This window comes from Paenibacillus sp. FSL M7-1455 (genome assembly GCF_038004655.1).
Classification (GTDB): domain Bacteria; phylum Bacillota; class Bacilli; order Paenibacillales; family Paenibacillaceae; genus Paenibacillus_AQ; species Paenibacillus_AQ cookii.
On record NZ_JBBORO010000001.1, the window covers coordinates 2,639,644 to 2,657,920 of the forward strand.

14 protein-coding genes and 1 pseudogene are annotated in these 18,277 nt (G+C 54.1%); 13 read left to right on the top strand and 2 right to left on the bottom strand.

All coding sequences use genetic code 11. From position 1 onward, the window contains the following. Window positions 1-129: 129 nt before the first annotated feature. The 8 genes and pseudogenes from NYE48_RS12140 to NYE48_RS12175 all read left to right on the top strand — a co-directional run bounded on the left by NYE48_RS12140 (window position 130) and on the right by NYE48_RS12175 (window position 11,121). Entirely contained in the window at window positions 130-1,695 is a 1,566-nt protein-coding gene (locus NYE48_RS12140; RefSeq protein ID WP_340998870.1) for a TerB N-terminal domain-containing protein, read from the top strand. 19 nt (window positions 1,696-1,714) lie between these two features. Beyond that, window positions 1,715-3,040, top strand: a complete 1,326-nt coding sequence (locus NYE48_RS12145; protein ID WP_340998871.1) for an ATP-binding protein — start codon at window positions 1,715-1,717, stop codon at window positions 3,038-3,040. Next, window positions 3,037-5,241, top strand: coding sequence for a DEAD/DEAH box helicase (locus NYE48_RS12150; RefSeq protein ID WP_340998872.1), 2,205 nt, complete (start codon window positions 3,037-3,039; stop codon window positions 5,239-5,241). The genes NYE48_RS12145 and NYE48_RS12150 overlap by 4 nt, the downstream gene beginning before the upstream one ends. A 534-nt stretch (window positions 5,242-5,775) precedes the next feature. Beyond that, window positions 5,776-7,019: pseudogene (locus NYE48_RS12155) on the top strand (MFS transporter). A 246-nt stretch (window positions 7,020-7,265) separates the two neighbouring features. Then, window positions 7,266-7,865, top strand: a complete 600-nt coding sequence (locus tag NYE48_RS12160) for a hypothetical protein (RefSeq protein ID WP_156124554.1) — start codon at window positions 7,266-7,268, stop codon at window positions 7,863-7,865. 136 nt (window positions 7,866-8,001) lie between these two features. Beyond that, the gene (locus NYE48_RS12165; protein ID WP_036709334.1) at window positions 8,002-8,202 is read left to right on the top strand and encodes a hypothetical protein; all 201 of its coding nucleotides are present in this window, start codon (window positions 8,002-8,004) and stop codon (window positions 8,200-8,202) included. A 340-nt stretch (window positions 8,203-8,542) separates the two neighbouring features. After that, window positions 8,543-9,466: a helix-turn-helix transcriptional regulator gene (locus tag NYE48_RS12170; RefSeq protein ID WP_212947558.1), complete on the top strand. Its 924-nt coding sequence runs from the start codon at window positions 8,543-8,545 to the stop codon at window positions 9,464-9,466. Window positions 9,467-9,549: 83 nt separating this feature from the next. Continuing rightward, window positions 9,550-11,121 carry an MFS transporter gene (locus NYE48_RS12175; RefSeq protein ID WP_340998874.1) on the top strand — a complete coding sequence of 524 codons (1,572 nt, stop codon included), beginning with the start codon at window positions 9,550-9,552 and terminating at the stop codon, window positions 11,119-11,121. A 95-nt stretch (window positions 11,122-11,216) separates the two neighbouring features. Here NYE48_RS12175 and NYE48_RS12180 read toward each other — a convergent pair whose 3' ends face one another. Then, window positions 11,217-12,152, bottom strand: coding sequence for an alpha/beta fold hydrolase (locus tag NYE48_RS12180; protein ID WP_212947550.1), 936 nt, complete (start codon window positions 12,150-12,152; stop codon window positions 11,217-11,219). Between the two features lie 252 nt (window positions 12,153-12,404). Further along, window positions 12,405-13,451 carry a permease gene (locus NYE48_RS12185; RefSeq protein ID WP_036709337.1) on the bottom strand — a complete coding sequence of 349 codons (1,047 nt, stop codon included), beginning with the start codon at window positions 13,449-13,451 and terminating at the stop codon, window positions 12,405-12,407. Between the two features lie 271 nt (window positions 13,452-13,722). On the opposite strand from NYE48_RS12185, the gene NYE48_RS12190 reads away from it, so the two are divergent. The 5 genes from NYE48_RS12190 (at window position 13,723) to NYE48_RS12210 (ending at window position 18,258) form a co-directional block, all read left to right on the top strand. Next, on the top strand, window positions 13,723-14,571 hold the full coding sequence (locus tag NYE48_RS12190) for a L,D-transpeptidase family protein (RefSeq protein ID WP_081992325.1): 849 nt from the start codon (window positions 13,723-13,725) through the stop codon (window positions 14,569-14,571). A gap of 239 nt (window positions 14,572-14,810) precedes the next feature. Continuing rightward, window positions 14,811-15,647: a YitT family protein gene (locus NYE48_RS12195; protein ID WP_212947546.1), complete on the top strand. Its 837-nt coding sequence runs from the start codon at window positions 14,811-14,813 to the stop codon at window positions 15,645-15,647. A gap of 138 nt (window positions 15,648-15,785) precedes the next feature. Beyond that, the gene (gene pxpB, locus NYE48_RS12200) at window positions 15,786-16,499 is read left to right on the top strand and encodes a 5-oxoprolinase subunit PxpB (RefSeq protein WP_340998875.1); all 714 of its coding nucleotides are present in this window, start codon (window positions 15,786-15,788) and stop codon (window positions 16,497-16,499) included. After that, complete coding sequence (locus tag NYE48_RS12205) at window positions 16,496-17,509, top strand: 5-oxoprolinase subunit C family protein (RefSeq protein WP_340998876.1); 1,014 nt, start codon at window positions 16,496-16,498, stop codon at window positions 17,507-17,509. Before pxpB ends, NYE48_RS12205 begins: the two co-directional genes overlap by 4 nt. Next, window positions 17,503-18,258 (top strand): LamB/YcsF family protein, encoded by a 756-nt coding sequence (locus NYE48_RS12210; protein ID WP_340998877.1) that lies wholly within the window; start codon window positions 17,503-17,505, stop codon window positions 18,256-18,258. The genes NYE48_RS12205 and NYE48_RS12210 overlap by 7 nt, the downstream gene beginning before the upstream one ends. Window positions 18,259-18,277 lie beyond the last annotated feature (19 nt).

An 18,277-nucleotide genomic window follows, 5' to 3' on the forward strand; every position in this document is an offset into this window, starting at 1 on the left:
GATCATCTTTTCCCAGAGACAGCTCTGCAGAAACCACACAGAATGCCAAAAAAATTACACCCCAAGCCATTTTCATATATAATGAAAAAAAGAGAACAAATATTCTGTGAAATGGTGATGTATGGTTTCATGAATTCAAATCAAAAGCCTTTGGATTTTGCGGAAATCGATTTGAGCGCGCCTGCGAATGGGGAGAACGGCCCTTTGCGCGAGTTGGGCATTCCGGAGCGGAAGGAGCGGCCGGCGGAAGAGAAGCTCCCTTTTGTGGCGGCTCTATCGAAGGAAAAACGTTTTGTGCAGCAGGCTCAAGCGATGGCGGAGCGGACGGAGGAGCAGGCGCCTTTTGTCCCGTTCATGAGCTACTGGCCGACGTACGAGCAGATGAACGAATCGCAGCGGCGCTGGTATTTTTACTGGAGGAGCGAAGTCCGCAGCGGACGTTTTCCTTTCACCGACCTCTCCTATATTTTCGTCTGCCTGTACGAGCTGATTCATGGCGTCGGATGGGAGCGGCCGCGGCAGGGATATGAGCAGATGATGAACCTTTGGGATGCCTATGGAAACCGATATCCGAAGCTGAATCAGTATCTGGCCGAGTGGGTATGCGACTTCGTGCTGGTGCATCGGCTGGACGTCCCGCTGATCGACATTCTCGCAAGGTCCGGTCAGGCTTGGGCGGGAGAACTGTTTGACCTGGAACTGGAAAGGATGATGGGCGAAAATCCCGCTTTACTGACGTTGAACCAGATTTTGACGCTGTCGGATTACGATGCGCGGCGAAGCAAATTTTATGCGGAAGAGGGCTGCGGATTGTTGGAGGAATACGCGCCTCAGGTCATCGCGCTGGTCCACTCCTATCTGCAAAAAACGACGGGAAAAGGCCTCGTGGACACCTTTTATAAGGGGACGGGCAAAAAGATCGAGCGGTATTTGTTCCGCAGCAGCGTGTATGACGCCGAAACGTACGGAAGGACATTTCCAATGCGGATCCTTGAAATCCGAAAATGCCCGCCGTTACGCTATTACGTCACGCAGCTGGTTCGGTGCGCCGAAAACAAGCTGCGGGAGCTGACGGGTTTTAAAGGACGCTTGCGGGGAGTCACGTTAAAAAGCGAAACAGAGACGTTGATCCGGCGGTTTTTGGACAAGGAATTTGCCGCCAAAAAGCTTTCCGTCCCGGCCGTATCCATTGATCCGCAGAAACTGGCCATGCTGCAAAAAGACAGCGAAGAAGTGCGGAGCATGCTGACGATCGAGGAATGGGACGAACCGGCGCATGAACGGAATGAGGAAGGGAATATTCCCGTGCCGCCAACGGATCTTGCTGAACATGATCATGCCGAACATAGCGGGCCAGAGGAAGGTTTGGAACGGAAAAGCTGCAGCGAACGAGCCCCCGAGAGACCTGCAATGGAACAACAACGATTTGCGTGGGATACGTCCTTATTGGACGAGGAATGGACCTCATTTGCGGAGCAACTGGGACCCGCCCATTCGGAGGTCTTATATGCATTAAAATCCCGAATGCCACACAGCGAGCTGGAGCGGATCGCCGAAAAACACGGATCGATGCCGGCGCTGCTGATCGACGAAATAAACCAAGCCGCGATGGAAACGATCGGCGATCTGATGATCGACGGCGACGACGTTGCGGAAGAATATAGCGGATATCTGGAAGCGTTGAAGAAAGCGTAATTGTTTAAGGGGTGGAAACATGACGGATTTGAAAATACCAAAAAGGCTGACGACCGCGCTCGTCAATTCCTTGACGGCGGGCGTCGTGCCGCGGGTCGGGCTGGAGCATATCGCGGTGGGAAGGAAGCCGGAAGTAGAGGCGCTGCTGCGGGATATGGACAACATTGCCGAAGGCGGCGCCGCCATGAAGCTGATTACCGGGCGTTACGGGAGCGGGAAAAGCTTTTTGCTGCAAACGATCCGCAACTACGCGCTGGACCGGGAATTCGTGACGGCGGACGCGGATTTGTCTCCGGAACGCAGACTCGTCGGCACGAAAGGGCAAGGGCTTGCAACGTACCGCGAGCTGATGACCCACTTGTCCACGAAGACCCGGCCGGACGGCGGGGCGCTCGAAGCGATACTCCAAAAATGGATTTTGGCGATTCAGCAGGAGGCGATGCAGGCCGGCGGTTTGCGCGCGGACGATCCGGCGCTTGCCCATGAGGTGGAGCAGCGGATTTTTGCGGTGACGTCACAAATGCACAATTTGGTGCACGGTTTCGATTTTGCCAAAGTGCTTGCGGCTTATTGGAACGGATACAAGCTTGGGGAGGACGAGAAAAAGCAGGCGGCGCTGCGCTGGCTTCGCGGAGAGTACCCGAACAAGACCGAGGCTCGAAAAGAACTCGACGTGGCGGTCATCATCGATGACGACAGCTGGTACGATTATATCAAGCTGTGGTCGGAATTCGTGGCAAAAATCGGCTACAAAGGGCTGCTGCTGTTCATTGACGAAGGCGTCAATCTCTATAAAATATCGAACAGCGTGTCCCGGACAAGCAATTATGAGAAGCTGCTGACGATGTTTAATGACACGATGCAGGGCAAAGCCGAGCATTTGGGCATCTTCCTGGGAGGGACGCCGCAATTCGTCGAGGACGAACGCCGCGGATTATTCAGTTATGAGGCGCTGCGTTCGCGCTTGGTGGAAGGAAGGTTTGCCGGAAACGGATACCGGAACTACACCGGTCCGATTTTGAAGCTGGAAATGCTGTCGCATGAAGAGATTTTGATTTTGCTGCAAAAGCTGCTGCGAATTCACGGGCTGCATTTCGGTTATGCTCCGGTTTTGACCGACGCGGATTTGATTCAATTCATGGAAACGGCCGTGGGGCGGCTGGGGGCGGACGAGCTGCTGACCCCGCGCGAAGTGGTGCGCGACTTCATGGATTTGCTGCATACGCTGCATCAAAATCCGGATGCTTCGTTCGGCCGGCTGCTGGGCGAGCGGATGGCCGCGCCTGCGGCGGCGTGCCGGGAACAAGACGATTTGGACGATTTTCTGGCGGAGTTCGAATTATGAGCGGCGGCGCGAGCCATGTCTTTTACCGTTTGGCTCCGTTCATTCAGGAGTTCATCTACCGGAAACGATGGGAGACGCTGCGTCCTGCGCAGGTCGAAGCTCTTAACATCTGCATGAATTCCGACCATCATATGCTGATCGCCGCCGGGACGGCGTCCGGCAAAACGGAAGCGGCTTTTTTTCCGGCTTTGACCGAGCTGCACGAACGCCCGTCCGTTTCCGTCGGGATTTTGTACATAGGTCCCCTCAAAGCGCTGATCAACGACCAGTTTGAACGGATCAAGGAGCTGCTTAGGGACGGCAACATTCCGGTATGGCATTGGCACGGCGACGTGTCGCAGACGGAGAAAACCAAGCTGATGCGGAATCCTTCCGGAGTGCTGCAAATTACGCCCGAATCGCTTGAAGGATTGCTGATGAACCGACCGAACGCGATCCCGGCGCTGTTCCATGATCTCAGGTATATCATCATTGACGAGGTTCATGCTTTTATGGGAGCGGACCGCGGGATCCAGGTGCTCAGCCAAATCGCCCGGATCGAAAAAATGACAAGCTGCTCGCCAAGGCGCGTAGGCTTGTCCGCGACGTTAAGCGACTACGAGGCGGCGAAAGCATGGCTTGGCGCAGGCGGCAGCCGGCCCGTGGAGGCCGTTTCGGTGCCTGGCGGACGCAAGGTTAGGCTGCGCGTGGAGCATTTTTCGTTTCCGGACGCCAGGGACGAGGAGCAGGCGGAGCACTTGCAAAACGCGCGCAAAGCCTACTATAACTTCGTATACGACAGCACCCATTTGAAAAAAGCGCTCATTTTTACCAACAGCCGATCGGATGCCGAACTCACGACGCTGGAGCTGCGAAGGGTGGCAGTCCAGCGCCATCAGCCGGACGTCTTCCACGTGCATCACGGCAGCATCTCCGCCATGCTGCGCGAGGAGGCGGAAGCCGCGCTGAAAAACGGGCCCGGTCCGGCCGTGGCCGCTGCCACGCTGACGTTGGAGCTGGGCATCGACCTTGGCGAGCTCGAGCGCGTCGTGCAGCTTGGCGCCCCTTACAGCGCTTCGAGCTTCGTGCAGCGGCTGGGGCGTTCCGGCCGTCGGAACGACGCGCCGTCGGAGATGCTGTTTGTATGCCCGGAAGAGGAAGACGAAGACGCTCCGCTGCCGGCGCGAATGCCTTGGACGCTGCTGCGCGCCATCGCCGTGATCGAGCTGTACGTCCGCGACCGGTGGGTGGAGCCGCTGGACATCCGGAAAATGCCGATCGGGCTTTTATACCACCAGACGATGAGCATCCTGAAAAGCATGGGGGAAGCAACGCCGGCCGAACTGGCGGCATACGTGCTTTCGCTGCCATCGTTCAAGCAAATTCCGGCCGCTGCGTATAAAACGTTTTTGAATTATTTGCTGCAAACCGACCATGTGCAGTGGACGGAACAGCAAAGTTTGATCATCGGCCTGACGGGAGAAAAAATCGTCAACAATTTCCGTTTTTACGCCGTATTCAAGGATGACGAGGAGCATGCGGTCTACAACGGCACGGAGGAAATCGGCTCGATTACGACGGTGCCGCCGCCCGGGTATTGTTTTTCATTGGCGGGAAAATTGTGGAAAGTAACGGAAGTCGATACGAAGCATAAAGCCGTCTATGTCAAAGCGGCGCTGGGCAAAGTCGATACGTTGTGGCTTGGCGGCGGAGGGGATATTCATACGCTGGTCGTGCGGAAAATGCGCGAAGTGCTGATGGACACCGCCATTTATTCGTACCTGTCGCCGCAGGCCGTAAACCGGTTGGAACGGGCGCGCAGGCTGGCGAAAGAAAGCGGGCTGCTGAAGTCGCCCGTCATCCCGGCCGGCGGCGACTCGCTGTTCGTATTGCCGTGGATCGGGAGCAAGCAGTTCCGGACGCTCGAACGGCTGCTTAAACATAATCTTGCCGAGCGCCTGTCGCTGCGTTCGATCGTGCCGATGGAGCCATATTATTTTGTCGTTGCCGGCCAAGCGGACAGCCGGACGTTATTGGAGCAAATCCTTCAGGAATGCGCGTCCTGCACGGATCCGTTAATGCTGCTCGGGCCTGATGAAGCGCCCTATTTGGGGAAGTACGACGAATTCGTTTCGCCGGAGCTGGTGCGCATGGCTTTTGCGGTCGACGGTCTTGACGTCGAAGGACTCAAGCAAGGCTTGAGTGAAGTGTTGGAGCGATAAAGAAGCGTCAGTCATGCATCCATGGGAAAGTCGAACAAGCCGGGTTTTGGATCCGAGCGGGCCAAAGGTTGTGTACCTAACCGCTTTCGGATACAATGACTTTAATTAAGTTGAAAGGAGGCCAAAAGCGATGAGATCTGTATTCGTACCGGCTTGGATCGGTTTATCCGTAAAAAAATCGGGAAATTTGCATTCGACGGGATACGTCTGCCCATTTTTAAGCTGCGCTGCAATTAAATCTGCGAATACGGTGTCTGTACGTTTTTATGCCTCTCTCGTGTTAACTGATGCGTGAATTCAAGCTGCGGCTGGTTCATGTGCAGTGATGGGCTGATAACATTAAACGTAAGATGGGCACCGGAATTCCGGTGTCTTTTTTTTGCGACTTTTTGGCGTGAAAATGAAGGTTTGCAAGTTTTTGTTTGAAACAACGGGTTCATGGTGAACCAAGGGGAAGGGGTGAGAAACATTGACGAAGGAAGCAGTGGATGCGGCCTCCTAAAAAACATAAATCATTTTTTAGGAGGCAATCCAATGGTTAGAAACAACTCAAATGAAGCACTTATCCCACGACTCAGCCAAGGAAAAATAACACTCATCGTCATGACATTGGCATTATCCGTTCTTGTGGCGGCGATTACGGTGGATATGGTAAATCCCGTGCTCCCGCTTATCGGCGAACAACTGGGAGCTTCAAAAGCCCGCATTAGCTGGGTGGTCAGCGGCGTCGCGCTTATTCTGGCGATCGGGGTTCCTTTGTACGGAAGAATGTCGGATTTTTTCGATTTGAAAAAGCTATTTATCATTGCGGTCGGCATTCTGTCGTCCGGGAGCCTGATTTGCGCTCTCGCCCCGAATCTAATCGTTCTTGTTGCGGGGAGAATGATCCAGGGAGCCGGGATGGCGGCAATTCCCGTCCTTTCGGTCGTCGCCGTTTCGAAGGTGCTGCCGCCGGGCAAGAAAAGCGGCGACCGTTTGATGTTCTTGGCGGCGCGCTGCTGGGGCTGACCGCCGGGCTTCTGCTTTTTGGCGTGACTCAAGGGGAAGCAGCCGGGTTTGCTTCAGTGTCGTCGCTCGGAAGTTTTGCAGGTTCGGTTGCGGCTTTGATCTGCTTCGTCTGGCGTATCCATGCCGCGGATGATCCGTTCGTCCCGCCCGTTCTGTTTGCGAACCGAGTTTATGTATGCGCACTGATCGTTTCAATGTGCTCGATGTTTGCCTATTTCGCCGTGCTTGTATTCGTTCCGCTGCTGGTCGTGGAGGCGAACGGGCTTTCCCCCGGCCAGGCAGGGCTGGTGTTGCTGCCGGGAGGAGCGGCCGTCGCGGCCTTTTCTCCGGTCATTGGCCGCCTGTCGGATCGGGTAGGGACGAAACGGTTGATCGTTGCGGGTGCAAGCATGATGGGCATATCCACATTCTTTTTGTCGACCTATGCTGCAGGAAACTCTCCTGTCCTTGTTTCGGTAGGCGTATTAGGGGCGGGAATTGCTTTTGCGCTGTTGAACTCCCCGGCGAATAGCGCAGCCGTCAGCGCTGTGGCGAAAGATCAGGTCGGCGTGGGAGTCGGGATCTTCCAAGGCTCGCTCTACCTTGGCGCCGGAACGGGAGCGGGGTTGATCGGGGCCGTTTTATCGGCGCGGCGGGACGCGGCGCATCCCTTTAATCCTTGGTACGGGGAGGGGGCCGGAGCTTATTCCGACGCGTTTTTCATCACGACTGCGGTCGCGGCCGTCGCCTGGATCGCGGCATGGGGGTTGCGAAACGATGGCATGAAATGATTGGATTGGTTAATGATCAACGTTTCGGTATGTGCATTCACGAAAACAGGGACATCCGTTCTCCCGGGTGTCCCTGTTTTTACTCATATGCCACGATCAAGTTGCGTACGGGTTGCGGGTACAGTAAAGCGGAAAAAGTGTTTACATATGCACCATAAAAATAATCATAAACTTGGTCAAACTTTAATGCTTTCATTATCGTCTGTAATTTTAGAAAACATGAGGCAATAAGGATGGTGACGGTTTTTGAATAAATGGCTTGTTCTATTTCTTTTCACCATTATTTTATTGGTTGGTTGCACGAGTATGGATGATGAACATTTTCAATCCCAACCCACGCAAGCCACAAGTCAACCAACAAAAACGCCGACTCAAAGCCCTGATCGAGCCCCTTCATCCACGGATTCAGACTCTATCGTGTATACAAATAAACAATACGGGTTTCAGTTTTCTTTACCCGAAAGCTGGAAAGGTTATTCTATTGTAAATAGTCATTGGGAAGGCAACGCAATGGACAAAAACGTAAGTAAACAGACTTCAGAAACCGGTCCAATCCTTTCTATTCGAGATCCTCGGTGGACCGAGCAAAAGCCAAGGCAGGATATACCCATTATGGTATTTACGATCAATCAGTGGGAATCTCTTCTACGAGAAGAATTTTTTATTGGTGCAGCAGCGATCCAACCGAGCGAATTGGGTCAAAACGATAAATACGTTTTTGCAATTCCTTCACGTTACAATTTCGCCTACCCGCCTGGATACGAGGAAGTGGATAAGATTTTACAAAGCGGACCGCTTAAACCTTTTAATTCACTGTTAGCCCATCCGCAATTGAAAAACGAATGAGCAAAAGGGCACGATCATTCAATAAAATGGGGCGCGACAGGAGAATCTCTCCGCTTGTTGTTGCGCCATGTTATCCTATGATTAGGTGAAAAATACAATACTTTGAATTTCTGTGAATCCGAGGTGAGAAGCAGTTATGAAAAATAGAAACGTAACAGGTATGGTCGTGGCCGTCATTTATAGCATTGTTCTTTATGGTTTTTTAATTGAAGCACCCCCTGGTGAAATTCCGAACCATCCGCGATGGGCGTATTTAATGATTCCCCTTGGAGCAATTGCAATTATGGCTCTCTTCGATTTTGTGATCAAGCACGATTTCTTCAAAGACAAGAAATAGAAAGTGAACGGACCGATGATTACTCGATTGAGAATCCGGCTAGAGCAGGCAAACCTGTTAAAAAAACAACATATGAAAAATTCACAAAAGAAAAACCGACACATACCTAGTTCATATCCACCGTACTCTTCATTTCTGCGGATTTAGTTTGAATAAAGCAACTGCTAAAAAACTTACCGCCCTTTTGCAAGCGGCATTTTATTGCCCGGAGCGCCTGTCTTTAAAGGGAAGTTTTGAATCGGACATCTCCGTTTTTTCTTCATCGTTCTATACAAAAGCGGCTCGGGACGCTAGACTGATCATGAGGATCGTATATCCATATCAAAAAAGGTGGTCTTTCATGAAGCTTGAGCGTCTCATTTCCATGATCTACATGCTGCTTAATCACGAAATCTTGTCGGCTTCGGCCCTTGCGGAAAAATACAACGTGTCCCAACGGACGATCTACCGCGACATCGAAACCATCTGCGCGGCGGGCATTCCGGTGGTTTCCTATCAAGGCGTGAACGGCGGTTACGGGATCATGGAAGAATATAAAATGGACAAAAGCCTGCTCGGCTCCTACGACGTGAACTCGCTCGTGACTCTTTTGCGCAGCATGTCCACGGTATTTGAGGATGAGAAAGCCGAGGAGACGATCCATAAGCTCCAAACCGTCCACCAGGAAGCCAAAAAACCAAGCATGTCGCTCGATATCGGCAGCTGGCGCCCATATAACGAGACGCTTCGGATGATTCATGACGCGATTCGGAGGCGGCTTGTGGTAAAGTTCGAATATGTGAGCACCAAAGGGGAGCGGATCCAGCGGGCCGTCGAACCGGTTAATCTTTTGTACAAATACGACTCCTGGTACTTGTACGGTTATTGCCGGCTCCGCAGCGACTATCGGGAATTCAAGCTGCCTCGCATCGTTTCCATGGCTGTTACGGGAGAACATTTCCAGCATCACCGCCATGAACCGAAGATCGAATCCGGAAGGGGAAAAAGCGGGCCGGCCGATGCGGACGTATTCGATGTCGTGCTCCGAATCGCGCCGCCCGCCATGGCGAGGGCGCTCGATTTTTTCGTCGGCGCGGAAAAGCGCTTTGGAGAAGACGGATGCCTGGACATCATTTTGACGAACCAGCATCGCAGCAGCCTGCGTTGGCTTATTCCGATCATGCTGAGCTTCGGGGTTGGGGCGGAAGTCGTCAGTCCGCCGGAAATCCGAAAAGCGGTGAAGGAGCAGTTGCAAAACATGCTCGAAAAATATCGGGAAGTATGACACGCCGTTGTCATACTTCTTTTTGTATGCTCTATTCAGGCCAAGAACGAAACCGTAATAGAAAAGAAGGAGTGGTACTGAATATGAAGCAACAAGGAAAAAACAGGCTGCCGGTCGTCATCGCTGCTTTACTGCTCGGCATTCTCATGGCATCGATGGACAATTCGATCGTGGCGACGGCGATGGGCAGCATCGTGGGCGAAATCGGAGGGATGGACAAGTTCGTTTGGGTCACGTCGGCCTACATGGTGGCGGAAATGGCCGGCATGCCGATTTTCGGGAAGCTGTCCGACATGTATGGGCGAAAGAGGTTTTTTGTGTTCGGGATCATTTTGTTTATGATCGGATCGGCCCTGTGCGGCACGGCCCAGTCCATTACCCAATTGGCGCTGTACCGGGCCGTTCAAGGCATTGGCGGCGGGGCGCTTGTGCCTATCGCTTTTACCATCATGTATGATGCCGTCCCGCTGGAGAAAAGAGGGAAGCTCGGCGGATTGTTCGGGGCCGTGTTCGGCATCTCCAGCATCTTCGGCCCATTGGTCGGGGCTTATATTACCGAATATATCGCGTGGCAGTGGAATTTCTACATCAATTTGCCGCTAGGTTTGGCGGCGCTGCTGATGATCGCGTTATGTTACAAGGAATCCCATGAGCATTCCAAGCAGCCGATCGATTGGGCCGGCGCGTTCACCTTCCTGGGAGCCGTCGTTTGCCTCATGTTTGCGCTGGAGCTCGGCGGCAAGCAGCTGGCATGGAATTCGCCCGAGATGTTAAGCCTGCTTGGAGGGTTCGTGCTTCTGTCGGCGGCGTTCCTGTTCGTGGAAACGAAGGCGAAGGAACCGATCATCACGTTCGGCTTGTTCAAAAATCGGATCTATACGTCCGGCATCCTGACCGGATTTTTTAGCGGCGCGGCGTTTATTGCCGCCTCTGTCTACATCCCGATATTCATTCAGGGGGTGCTCGGCGGTTCGGCCACCAGCTCCGGCATGGTGCTGCTCCCGATGATGGTATCGTCGGTCATTACGGCTACATTGGGCGGCAGCTTGATGAACCGGATTTCCTACCGTTCGATCATGGTCTCCTCGCTGCTGGTGTTAACGGTCGGCACGGCGCTGCTGACGACGCTCGGCCCGGATTCGTCCCGGCTTCAAGTCACGTTTTACATGATCCTGGTAGGCCTGGGCATCGGCGCTTCATTTTCGGTGCTGAGCAACGCGTGCATCCACGGTTTGTCGTACCGCCAGCGGGGATCGGCCAGCTCCACGTTTAATTTTCTCCGTTCCTTGGGCATGACGCTGGGCATCACGACGTTCGGGATGATCCAGACCCATGCGTTTTCGGCGAAGATGGGGCAGATGTTCGGCGGAGGCGCACAGGTTCCCGATGCGCTTTCCGTCAACGATCCGCACGTGCTGCTGTCGGAGCAGACGCGTGCCGGCATCCCGGCCGCGCTTTTGGATTCGGTATCGGAGGCGTTGTCCTCGTCGATCGCTGCCACCTTTGGTTGGGCGCTGCTCCCGGTGCTCCTGGCATGCGCAGCCTCGCTGCTGATGGGCAAAGCCAAGCTTGATGCAAGCGCCGCGCCGGAGGTTCAAGCCGAACCGGATCGTAAGGAAGAGAAAAAAGACTACGGCTATTCGACCGTGTCCTAAACCGGTGCTCCTCTGCCGCCGGATAAATTTTAAGGTGTCCCAAAAAGAAAGAGCCCATGGCGATGGCCATAGGCTTCCTCTTTTTGGAGCAGGGTCTATTTGTTCCCGATCACGCGATGGATAAAATCGATGATTCCATCTTCGACGTCGTCCCGGATGTCGCGATAGTTGTGGATTTCATGGCGATAACCCGAATATACCTTGGTTTCCACGCGATGACCCGTTTCCGCGAGCCAGTTCGAAACGGCGTAGACCCCTTCCCCGTATTGGCCGACAGGATCCTGATCCCCGGCGATATTGTAAACGGGAATGGATGCCGGCACTTTTTCCGCCCACTGCGTACCTTTGATCGTTTCCATCATCATCACAAAATAATACAACGAACGGATATTGGGCGGCGTCGTAAAGTTGTTGAACGGATCATGGGCATGGTCGGCAACGACGTCCGGATCGCCGCAGATCCAGTCATTCGGGGTGGAGGCATTTTCGCAGCGCTCCGTCATCCAGCCCAGAAGCTTTTGCAAGTAAGATGGATCGATTTCTTCTCCATTGCCCCGGTCCATCTGTTCCTTCAACGCCTTCGCAAGTTCGCCCGCATTCGGAAACACGCCCGAAGTCCCGCAAAGAATCAAACCGTCGATCCCTTCTCCGTAAGCGGCGGCATAACATCTGGCGATCATGGAACCCATGCTGTGGCCAAACATGAAATAGGGCAGGCCGGGATATTTCTCCTGTACCCGTTGACGGAGCGAGTGTTCATCTTCCGCCATCGTCATGTAGCCGTGTGCGCCCCAATCGCTCCAGTTGCCTGAATCGTATGCCGTCTTGCCGTGTCCCACATGATCGTCCGCCGCAACCACGAAGCCTTCTTCATTCAGCTTCAAAATCATGTGGAGATACCGGCGCGAATGCTCGCCGAAACCATGCACCAGCTGAACGATTCCGCGCGGTTTGCGGATGGGGGTGTAGATCCAGGCTCGAATGTCGTCCTTTTGATTAAATGATTTGAAACTCAGTTCATGAATGGCCATGATCGATCACCTCGTATTTGGATTGGTTGAAGAATTTATGCCGATGGAAGAAACAAAAAAAGACGCACAAAATACCTTTTGAAAAACAAAAGCATTTCGTGGTCTCCGCGTCTCTTCACATCGTATTAACTTTGAATTCAATATAAATCCTAATGAAAACGTTGTCAAGAAGTGGATCGGGATCAAAAACAAAAGGACCCTCCATCGAAGGTCCTTTTATGTTTTAGGCTCGGATATGATGCCGTTTGCGGATTACAGGATCCAAGCGCCGATCAAACCGCTGACGATGCCGGCAACCACGACCGACACGGAGACGAAGGCCAGCACTTTTTTCGGAAAAGCCTTCCATGCGATCAGCACCGACGGCAGACTGATGGCCGGCAGGGTCACGAGAAGCGCCGCCGCAGGTCCGGTACCCATGCCCAATGCCAGAAAGGATTGGATGATCGGAATTTCCGCCGCCGTCGGAATGACGAACAGCGTGCCGACGACCGCAAACACGATAACGGCCGCGATGCCGCCGCCGACCCAGACCGGAAACATCGTGGACTGAAAGGCGCCGAGCAGCAGCACGGCGATCAGATAAGCCGGAACGACGCTGACGAGCATCATGCCGAGGCTTTTGAGCCAGCGGACAAGGAACGGAGCCTGATCCCCCTTGTCTTCGGGCAGGGCCGCCATCGATTCGGGCATCTTGGCTTCACCCGCGAACCGGTTGGCAAAATAGCTGACGCCGAACGTAAGCAGGATTCCGAACACGATGCGCATGAGCATGAATTTCCAGGACAGGACGAATGCCATAAAAATCAGCGTCGCCGGGTTAAGCAGCGGATTCCCGAGCCAAAAGGCCAGCGCGGCTCCGACCGATACGTTGCGTTTGCGAAGGCCGGTGGCGATCGGTGCGGCGCAGCAGGTGCACATCATGCCGGGCAGGGACGATACGCCCGCGATCAGCGTGCTTTTGAATCCCGCTTTCCCAAGCTTTTCGTAGAGCCAACCGGTAGGCAGCAGCACCTGTACGAGGGAACCGAGCAAAATGCCGAGCACCGCCGCTTTCCATACGGATTTGAAATAAGCTTGCGCGTATTGCAAGGCGGAGCCCCAGGATGGCCCGTTCCCTTCCATATTTAAGATCGAAGAGCCGATGGAATGCTTGTCGGCAGCCGAAAACGCCTTGTGATAATAAGGCCACCATTTGACGTAAAGCAATCCGATGACGGCTATGAGTACGAACAGGCCCACCATCCAAACCGTTTTTTTGTTTGAAGGGCGTCCCGGAATCGAACGAATCGGTGACATCTTATTTCCTCCATTCTTGAAGTGGACAATTATATATTGTATTCCTCCCGCTGCATCGTGACAAGGAAAATCTATCATTTTCATGAAAGATTCAATTTGAATTTTCATAGACAAGCTTTTTCGAGCGCGCTGCAACAATTCCGGATTAAAATCCATCTAAGAGTGATAGGACACCCCCTCTCTCCCATATAATGGCATTAATCACCGGATGAAAGGAGGCTTGCGGATTCTGCGTACTTATCACCGCTCATTCGCAGCAATCATTCTTATCATGTTACTGGGTTGGATCATCCCCCCGCCTGTGCAAGCGGACGCACAAAGTGCGGGTAACGATCTGATCATCGTCAACAAAAAAACGAATAAACTGGCATTTTTCCAAAACGGTTCCCTCGTCAGGGAATTTCGCGTAGCCACCGGCAAAACGGCATCGCTTACGCCGGAAGGGCGTTTTGAAATCGTGAACAAAATCAAAAACCGTCCGTATTACAAAGAAAAAATTCCGGGAGGAGATCCAAGAAATCCGCTCGGCGACCGCTGGATCGGGCTGGACGTCAACGGAACGCGAGGAACGACATACGCGATCCATGGAAACAACAACAAAAATTCCATCGGAAAGTATGTCAGCGCGGGATGCATCCGCATGTATAACGACGATATTCACTGGCTGTTTCCCAAAGTACAACTCCACACCATGGCCATTATCACATCGTCTAAGCTTTCGTTTGAGGAGATCGCTCGAAACTCAGGTTACCGCTTAGGCGAGCAGAAATTTGAGGGGAGGCTGTTGATCGACAACAAGGAAGCGGATTTGCGTAACGATATGATCCTGTACGATTCCCGGATTTATATTCCGCTCAGGGCTTGCATCGAATTGTTAGGCGGGGAGGTGCTCTGGAACAACCAAACGAAAACGGCGACCCTTCGAATCGGCAGCCGCACGATCGTGCATCAGGCGCTGTCGGGTCAAGCAACGGTCAACGGGAAAACCGTCAAGATAACCGCCTCAAGGTACAGGGATAACTCCCTGATGCTTCCGCTGAGAAATTTTTCGGAACTATCGGGTTATTCCGTCCAATGGGACGGTACGACCAATACGGTTTCCATCCGATCGCCGAAATGAGGATCGGGTATGCCCCAATTCATCCGCGTTTTTCGCGGATTTTTTTATTTTATGCCTAGCCATGCCCAAGATCCGATCCGTTTATGAAACTTTTTTTCAACCTGCAGCCTGCTGCGGGATTTTTTTTGCTGAGGCCGGCCTTTTTCTGTTGACGTATCTCAGGCGTCCCTTATAAAATAGGGGAGTTGCGTTTTTGAACATTTGAAAATTTCGGATATTGATCAAGGGAAGGCAGTTCCATGAATAGAAAACTCGCAGACATTTTTTTGCTTATCATCGGTTCATTCATTTTTGCGCTCGACATCAATCTGTTCGTCATTCCTCACGACCTGTCCGAAGGCGGCGTCACGGGGATCACGATCATTCTTTACTATTTGTTCAAATGGTCTCCGGGCCTGGTGAATTTGATATTAAACGCGATCCTGCTGATCGTCGGCTATAAATTTTTGGACAAGCAAACGACGGTATACACCATCATCGCCATCGTGTGCAACTCCTTGTTCCTGCATTTGACGGAAGGATGGACGCTTCAATCGGACGACGTGCTTCTTAACGCCATTTTCGGCGGCGTATTTGCGGGCGTGGGCATCGGACTCATCGTGCGCGCGGGCGGCACGACGGCAGGCAGCGTCATTTTGGCGCGGATCGCCCATAAATATTGGGATTGGAATATCAGCTACGCGCTGCTCTTTTTTGACCTGATCGTGGCGTTTTCGTCCTATTTCATCATCGGGGCGCAGAGCCTCATGCTTACCATCGTAATGTTGTTCGTCGGCACGAAAGTGATGGAATTCATCATCGAAGGTTTGAACCCGCGGAAAGCGATCACGATTATCTCCAAGGAATACGACCATATCGCGCAGGAGATCAATACCGTGATGGAGCGCGGCGTGACGGTGTTTCCCGGATACGGCTACTATACGAAACAGCCGAAGGAAGTGCTGTACGTCGTCATTAACAAACAGGAGGTCCCGACGTTGAAAAAAATCGTCAAGTCCGTCGACAAGGATGCCTTCATCACCATTCACGACGTCAGGGACGTGTTCGGCGAAGGTTTTATCGACTTGGCGAAATAAAAAATAAATCAGGCACGTACAAGGGAAAGAGCTGCGGCAGGCAGTCCTTTTTTGTTTTTATTCGGCAATGATTGCGCATTTCCGCGGGTTGCCTCTAAAATAGATTCATGAACGTTGACGTAAAGGAGGCGGGAAGGCATGGGCAATATGGTGATCGAGCCGCTGGGCGAAACTGCGCTGCTGATCCAATTCGGCGAAACGATCGAGGAAGGCGTGAACCGTCAGGTTCAAGCGGCAGTGTCCCTGCTGGAGGCAGGTCCGTTTCCCGGATTCGTGGAATGCATTCCTTCGTTTGCGGCGGTTGCGGTTTATTATGACCCGTTCAGGTTAGACCGCTCCCCGGGAGAGGGAACGGCATTCGAGCATGTCAGATCCCTCGTTCAGAGCCGGTTGAAACAGATCGGCGTTCATGCGGAGCGGAAGCGGGACGTGATCGACATTCCGGTCTGTTACGGCGGCGAACACGGGCCGGATTTGGCCTATGTGGCGGAATTGAACGGGCTCGATGAAGCCGAGGTCGTCAGCATCCATTCGGGCCGGGACTATTTGGTGTATGCGCTCGGTTTTGCCCCGGGTTTCCCGTACTTGGGCGGCATGCCGGCAAGCATATCCGCACCGCGGAAAGGAACGCCCCGGTTGTCCATTCCTGCCGGGTCGGTAGGGATCGCCGGAACCCAGACCGGCATCTATCCGTTGGACACGCCCGGCGGCTGGCAAATCATCGGCAGAACGCCGCTCGCCTTGTTTCGGCCCGGGCAGAACCCGCCTGTTTTGTTGAACAGCGGGCAGTATATCCGTTTTCGGCCGATCGGCGTTTCCGAATACGACAGACTGGCAGGTGAACGGGGATGAGCATCGAGGTATTGAAACCGGGGTTACTCGTTACCGTGCAGGATCTAGGACGGACAGGTTACGGCAAATACGGCCTCGGCCGGTCCGGGGCGATGGACGGGTTTGCCCACCGGGTCGCCAACTGGCTTGTCGGCAATGCCGAGAGTGAGGCGGCGCTCGAAGTCACCTGGTCCGGTTTTTCGGTGCGTTTCCGTCAAAGCATGCTTGTTTCGATCACGGGCGCCGATTTATCGCCGGAATCCGGCGGTACGCCCGTTCCGATGTGGCGGCCGGTATGGTTTCGTCAGGGAAGCGAGCTGGCGTTCAAACGCCCCGTATCCGGGTGCCGCGCTTATGTTGCGGTTGCCGGCGGCGTGGATTCGCCTCAAGTTCTCGGCAGCCGCAGCTCGCATTTGCGAGCCGGCATCGGCGGCCTGAACGGAAGGGCGTTGCAGGCGGGAGATGTCCTGCATAACAAAGATTCGGGCCGATTCGGTAGTCCCGCCGCGAGTTCCCGCGATTTCGCGGAGCATGTTTTTTTTCGGGCGGCGCGTTGGTCGACGGCTCCCCGGCCAGGTTATATCCGCGGGAATCAAGCCGTTCGGGTCACGAGGGGGCGGCAATACGATGATTTTCGGGCAGCGGATCTTCGGCGTTTCTTCGAAGATTCCTACCGCGTCAAGCCGGAGTCCGACCGGATGGGCTACCGGTTGTCGGGACCCCGGCTCGAGCTGCGGACTCCCCGGGAGTATCTGTCCGAAGGCGTTGCCGACGGCACGGTACAGGTGCCGGCCGACGGGCAGCCGATCATCCTCATGGCCGACAGGCAAACGCTTGGCGGCTATCCGAAAATCGCGCAGGTCGTTTCCGCCGATTTGCCTAAAGTCGCGCAGTTGTCCCCGGGCGACGCGATCCGCTTCCGCGAGGTTTCCCTTGACGAGGCGGAACAGTTGTACCTGGCACGGGAACGCGGCCTGCGGCGGCTCAAAACCATGATCGACGTCAGATTGGAGGGAATGTTCGGATGTTAAGCGTGGACCTGAATTGCGATATGGGAGAAAGCTTCGGGCGTTATGCTTTAGGCACCGATGCCGAAATGATGGAGTATATTACGTCCGCCAACATCGCTTGCGGTTTTCACGCCGGCGATCCGTCGGTGATGCGGCGTACCGTCCGGATGGCCGTCCAAAGCGGCGTTTCCATCGGCGCTCACCCGGGGCTGCCCGACTTGGCGGGATTCGGCAGACGGCCCATGGAGGTGTCGGCCGAGGAAGTTTACGACATGGTGACATACCAGGTTGGCGCGCTCCAAGCTTTTGTTAAGCAGGAAGGCGGCACGCTGAAACATGTTAAGGCGCATGGGGCCTTATATAATATGGCCGCAGCCGATCGGCGGCTGGCCGACGCGGTCGCCCGGGCGGTGCACGAAACGGATTCATCCTTGATCCTGTACGGGCTGGCCGGCAGCGCGTTGATTGCCGCGGGCAGGGCGATGGGGCTGCGCACGGCATCGGAGGTCTTTGCGGACCGGACTTACCGGGACGACGGGACGTTAACGCCGAGAAACATGCCGGGTTCATTGATTGCCGATCCGGACCGGGCGGTAGATCAAGTGCTGCAAATGGTTAGAGAAGGCGCCGTTTCGGCTGCGAGCGGCCGGACCATTCCGATCGAGGCGGACACGGTCTGCATCCACGGCGACGGCGAACATGCCTTGTCTTTTGCCGGCAGTCTGCGGGCCGCGCTGGAACGGGAAGGGATAAGAGTCTCGGCCTTATAACAACTTACATACAGGGGGA

Excerpts from the sequence above, each read along its gene's own strand:
- NYE48_RS12170 (WP_212947558.1), top strand. The coding sequence starts at position 8,543 with ATGAAGCTTGAGCGTCTCATTTCCATGATCTACATGCTGCTTAATCAC.
- NYE48_RS12150 (WP_340998872.1), top strand. The coding sequence starts at position 3,037 with ATGAGCGGCGGCGCGAGCCATGTCTTTTACCGTTTGGCTCCGTTCATT.
- NYE48_RS12175 (WP_340998874.1), top strand. The coding sequence starts at position 9,550 with ATGAAGCAACAAGGAAAAAACAGGCTGCCGGTCGTCATCGCTGCTTTA.
- NYE48_RS12145 (WP_340998871.1), top strand. The coding sequence starts at position 1,715 with ATGACGGATTTGAAAATACCAAAAAGGCTGACGACCGCGCTCGTCAAT.
- NYE48_RS12195 (WP_212947546.1), top strand. The coding sequence starts at position 14,811 with ATGAATAGAAAACTCGCAGACATTTTTTTGCTTATCATCGGTTCATTC.
- NYE48_RS12140 (WP_340998870.1), top strand. The coding sequence starts at position 130 with ATGAATTCAAATCAAAAGCCTTTGGATTTTGCGGAAATCGATTTGAGC.
- NYE48_RS12180 (WP_212947550.1), bottom strand. The coding sequence starts at position 12,152 with ATGGCCATTCATGAACTGAGTTTCAAATCATTTAATCAAAAGGACGAC.
- NYE48_RS12190 (WP_081992325.1), top strand. The coding sequence starts at position 13,723 with ATGTTACTGGGTTGGATCATCCCCCCGCCTGTGCAAGCGGACGCACAA.
- NYE48_RS12205 (WP_340998876.1), top strand. The coding sequence starts at position 16,496 with ATGAGCATCGAGGTATTGAAACCGGGGTTACTCGTTACCGTGCAGGAT.
- NYE48_RS12165 (WP_036709334.1), top strand. The coding sequence starts at position 8,002 with ATGAAAAATAGAAACGTAACAGGTATGGTCGTGGCCGTCATTTATAGC.
- pxpB (WP_340998875.1), top strand. The coding sequence starts at position 15,786 with ATGGGCAATATGGTGATCGAGCCGCTGGGCGAAACTGCGCTGCTGATC.
- NYE48_RS12185 (WP_036709337.1), bottom strand. The coding sequence starts at position 13,451 with ATGTCACCGATTCGTTCGATTCCGGGACGCCCTTCAAACAAAAAAACG.
- NYE48_RS12210 (WP_340998877.1), top strand. The coding sequence starts at position 17,503 with ATGTTAAGCGTGGACCTGAATTGCGATATGGGAGAAAGCTTCGGGCGT.